General features: G+C 66.9%; 3 protein-coding genes. All 3 read right to left on the bottom strand.

Annotated elements, in window-relative coordinates; all coding sequences use genetic code 11:
* The coding region (locus VN419_RS11305) for a hypothetical protein (RefSeq protein WP_325647333.1) at window positions 1-1,983 on the bottom strand (1,983 nt) is incomplete at its 3' end.
* A 40-nt stretch (window positions 1,984-2,023) separates the two neighbouring features.
* Window positions 2,024-3,136, bottom strand: a complete 1,113-nt coding sequence (locus VN419_RS11300) for a glycosyltransferase family 4 protein (RefSeq protein WP_325647332.1) — start codon at window positions 3,134-3,136, stop codon at window positions 2,024-2,026.
* 34 nt (window positions 3,137-3,170) lie between these two features.
* On the bottom strand, window positions 3,171-4,318 hold a 1,148-nt coding region (locus VN419_RS11295; protein ID WP_325647331.1), incomplete at its 5' end, for a glycosyltransferase family 4 protein.

Here is a 4,318-nt window from a genome sequence, read left to right as displayed (position 1 = left end):
GAAGTCGGCCTGCATGCCCTTGGCCAGGCCCAGCCCGCTGGAGCGCAGGGTGAGGGTGACGTTGCGCTGCGGCGTCACGGAGTCGGCCTCCCAGTTGTAGTTGCGGTTCACGATGTGCACGACCAGGGAAGGTTTGCCGTTGAATGTGTTTTTCTCCACCCGCACCAGGCAGTTCTTGTTCAGGCTGGTTTCCAGGAAGGAGGGGAACAGGGCTGCGGCTCTGGCCACGGTGGCGTCGGCCCGGCCATTGTTCTGGTAGGCCGCGCCCAGATCCTCCACGGTCTGGATGGGGGCCAGGAGCTGCCCGCCGAACACGGCCTTGAACCGCGCCGCCCAGACCTCGCGTCCGTCCTCCACAAACAGGGTCTTTCCCGGCAGGGCCGCCCAGGTGCCCAACCTGCGCACCTGCTCGTCGGAGAAGGCGCGGCACAAGCCCAAGGCGATGACCGAGGCGAAGGGGGCGAGTTTCTCCGGTGCGAGCCGGGTGGTCCGCTCCGGGCCAACGCCGTCCAGCCGCACCGCGTAGGGTACGTGGGCGTCGGCCAGCAGTTCCGCCCAGCCGTAGATGTTCTCCGGGCCTGCGCCCATGTGGTAGGCGCTGGCGGGCTTCAGCAGCAGCACGCTGGCCGCGGGCCGGTTGCCGTCGTAAAGCCGGGCGTTCTCGCGTACGAAGCGGGTGAAGATCCCTGCGCCCTGAGGGGTGCGCCAGGGGCCGGCAAGGGGCCGGGCAGGGCTGAAGCGCGTGGGGTCCAGGGCGCTGATCTGGCCCTGCTTGGCGGGCTCGGCGTACTCGCGCGGCTGAAACGAGGTATGCAGCAGGGCCGTGCCGGAACTGGCGTAAATTTCGGCCAGCCAGATGCTGTACAAGGTGGCCGCGGCGCCCCGCTTGTAGGCCAGCTCGGGATAGGCCACGCCCCAGGGGATCCACATGGGCGTGTTGCGTTCGTCGAACCCGGCGACCACCATGGCCGCGGCCCCGGCGATGCCGCTGGGCGGATAGTAGCGGTCCACGGCCAGGCCCTTGAGCCCCTGCGTTCTGGCCGCGGCGGCGAATTCGTTGTACGGGCTCTCCACCCACAGCCCGTCGAACAGGGAAAGGAAGCGGATGTCGATTTCGCGGGGGTACAGGAAGTGCAGAAGGAAGCCGACCTCCACGCCCTTGGCCGCGCCGTAGGCCTTGCCCACGCCGATGACCTCCGAGAGCAGGTCGGTCATCTGCAGGAAGCAGAACTCCAGCCAGGCCCGGCTCACGTCGCCCTGCTGGGTCCACAGGAATTGCCGCTGCCGCTCAAGCTGCGAGCCGCTGGTCCGCTGGAAGGCGTAGGACCGGACGTTGAAGCTTCCCAGGCTGAGGTTCTGGGCCAGGAGCTTGTCGCGGTGCGTGCGCAGCCGGGGATCGCCTTGCAGGGCGGCCTGGAATTTCCGCACGCTCAGGTCGCTGAAGTCGGAGTAGTAGTCCGCGGTGGTGTCCTGGAACTCGAAGGTGCGGACGCCCTGGTCGATGCCGCTTTTGACGTTCTCGATGAGGGCCAGCTTGAAGCCTTGCGAGGCGTAGCTCATGCCCAGGCGCTGCTCGGCCGCGGTGCCGGCCCCCGGCATCACCAGGGGATTCCACAGGGGAGTCCCGTCGATGCCGATGCGCACCTCAGCGCTTTGGTAGTTGTTCTGGCGCAGGGCCATGTGCAGGGAGGCCTGGAGCTGCAGGCCCTGGGCCTTGCAGAAATTGGCCAGGGAATAGTCCCCGACCCAGGGCGGCAGCGCGCTGAGCCAGGGCGGCGGGGACTTTGGCCGCACGTTGGTGCTGCTGTACACATGGAAGGATGTGGGCCGGAAATTCTTGATGAGCGCCAGGCGCTCCTGGTCCGTGGCTCCGCCGTCGATCTGCAGGTCGGAGCGCTTGAAGGCCGGGGCAGGCGAGGGGCAGGCCAAAAGGGTCAGCAACAGCACAAGGAACAGGCGAACGCCGCCGCGATCAGTCTTCACTCCACCACCTCTCCGTTCATTTCCGGTCCGTTTTGGACGCTCAATCCGCTATGCCGAGCAGCAGGCTGTACCGCCGCACCATGCGCTCCACGCTGAAGCATTCGCGCACCTTGTTCCGCGCCCGTTCGCCCATGGCCCGGCTGGATTTCGAACGCCAGACGCCCTCCAGCTTTTTGACGAGTTCGGCCACATTTCCGGGTGCGTAGATGTAGCCGTCCACGCCGTGGGTGATCTGCTCGCGTACGCCGCCGACCTCGGAAGCCACCACGAGCTTGCCCATGGCCATGGACTCCAGGATGGACAGGGAGAAGGCCTCGCCGCTGGAGGAGGTGAGCGCCATGCAGTCGCACATGGCGATGGCCGGGGCCACGTGCTTCAAAAAACCTGTGACATGGATCATGTGCCCCACCCCGTGGGCGGCGGCGGCCGAAAGGACGGCCTCCCGCTCCGGACCGTCGCCTATGGCCACCAGCACCGCCGGAACGCCATGCTGGCGCATGGCCCGCAGGGCGAGGATCAGCTCCAGGTGGTTCTTTTCCTTGCGCATGGCCGCGCAAACGCCCACCACGAAGTCCCCTTCGCCGATGCCGCAGCTTTTGCGCGTCATCACCTGGCCGCTGGCCACGCTGCTGCTGTCGAAGACCGCCGTGTCGATGCCGTTGTGGATGGCCACATACTTTTCCGAAGGCGGCGCGGGGCTTCCCAGCCACAGCTCCATCTGGTGCCGGCACACGAACACCACCGTGTCGCACAGGCGGATGAGCTGGCGGTAGAAGACGCGCTTCATCCGCTCGTAGCGGTCCGGCGGGGTGCCCCGGTGCAGGATTACGATGATGCGCGCGGGCGCAGCGAACTTTGCCAGCAGCACATAGAACAGCGGGTGTTCCTCCACGCAGACCACGGTGTCGAACCGCTCCAGCCGGAGAAAGGCCGCCAGCCTGTGCAGCATTTTGAAGTCCACGCGCCTGCTCTTGTCGAAGCACACGATGCGCCGCACCCGGGTGGGGTCCACCGTCTCGCCGAGGGCGCTGTTGTCCTTCAAGTACCCCAGTGTAATGTCCGCCGCGCCCTGCGGCAGGTTGTTCAGCAGGCTTATGGTCTGCCGCTCGGCGCCGCCGATTCCGAGGTTGTTCAGCAGAAAGAGTATCTTCATGGTCGGACCTGGGGTTGAGCGCTTTTGCGCCGGTTCAGCGGGCAGCCGCCGCGAGCAGGGCAAGGGAGCTGCGGGCGACGATGTCCCAGGTGTACGAGGTGCAGACAAGCTCCCGTGCGCCCGCGCTCAGGCGGGCGTGCAAAGCCTTGTCGTTGGCCACGCGTTCGATGGCCTCCACAAAGCCGTCGACATCGCCGGGGCTGACCAGCGCTCCCGTGCGGCCCGGCAGCAGAAGCTCGCGCAGCTGCCCCTGGTCGCTGCCGATGGTCGGGATGCCCATGGCGAGATATTCGAACACCTTGAGGGGGGAGAAGCAGAGCCTGTCCATTCTGGGATAGGGCGCCAGGGCCACGTCGAACAGGGAGAGGTAGCGCGGCATCTCGCTGTGGGCCACGGCCCCGCACATGAGTACCTGTTTGCGCAGCCCCCGGCTGTCGATCTCCTCTTCCAGGGCGTGGCGCATCTGCCCGTCGCCAAGGATGAGGCCCTTGTAGCGGTGGCCCGGGTTGCGCGCCGCCAGGGCGCCGACGATGTCCAGCAGGTACTCCGTCCCGTGCCACACCTGAAGCGACCCGGAGAAGCCGACCACGAAGTCGTTGTCCGCGATGCCGAGGGTGGCAGCGCTGGCGGCGTCCCTGGGGCGCGGGGAGAATTCGGCGGTGTCCACCCCGTTTGGGACCACGGTGATTTTATCCGCCGCGATTCCCTGCTGCGCCAGCAGGCCTTTCAGCTCCGCGCTCACGGTGGCGATTCTTGGCGCGAGGCGCCAGATGCTCCGCTCGATATACTTGGAGATGCGGGAGAACTGGGGTTTGCCCAGCATGGCTTCCTGCTCGTAACACATGGAGCTGTTCACCTCGAGCAGCAGCGGGATGCCGAACAGCCGGGCGAGGAGCACCGGGGTGAAGGCCAGCTGGTCGCAGCGGACGATCATGCCCTCGTACCTGCCGAAGGCCAGCAGGGGGAATTCCCGGCACAGGTGCAGGAAATTGAGGCAGAACAGCTTCGCTTCCCGGAGCCGCGTCCAGAGCACGCCGGCCGGCCTGCTTGCGGCCTGTCCCGGCGCGGCCTTGCCGCGTGGCAGCGACAGGTCCGAGAAGATGTTCACGTGCTCGATCTGGTGCCCGAGGGCGAGCACAGCGCGCATGAAGCTCTTGACGTGGACGCTGGAGCCGTCCTTGG

Source organism: Humidesulfovibrio sp. (genome assembly GCF_035560995.1).
Classification (GTDB): domain Bacteria; phylum Desulfobacterota; class Desulfovibrionia; order Desulfovibrionales; family Desulfovibrionaceae; genus Humidesulfovibrio.
The sequence above is the reverse complement of the archived record's forward strand: the minus strand, read 5'-3'. Positions and strand labels throughout refer to the sequence as shown.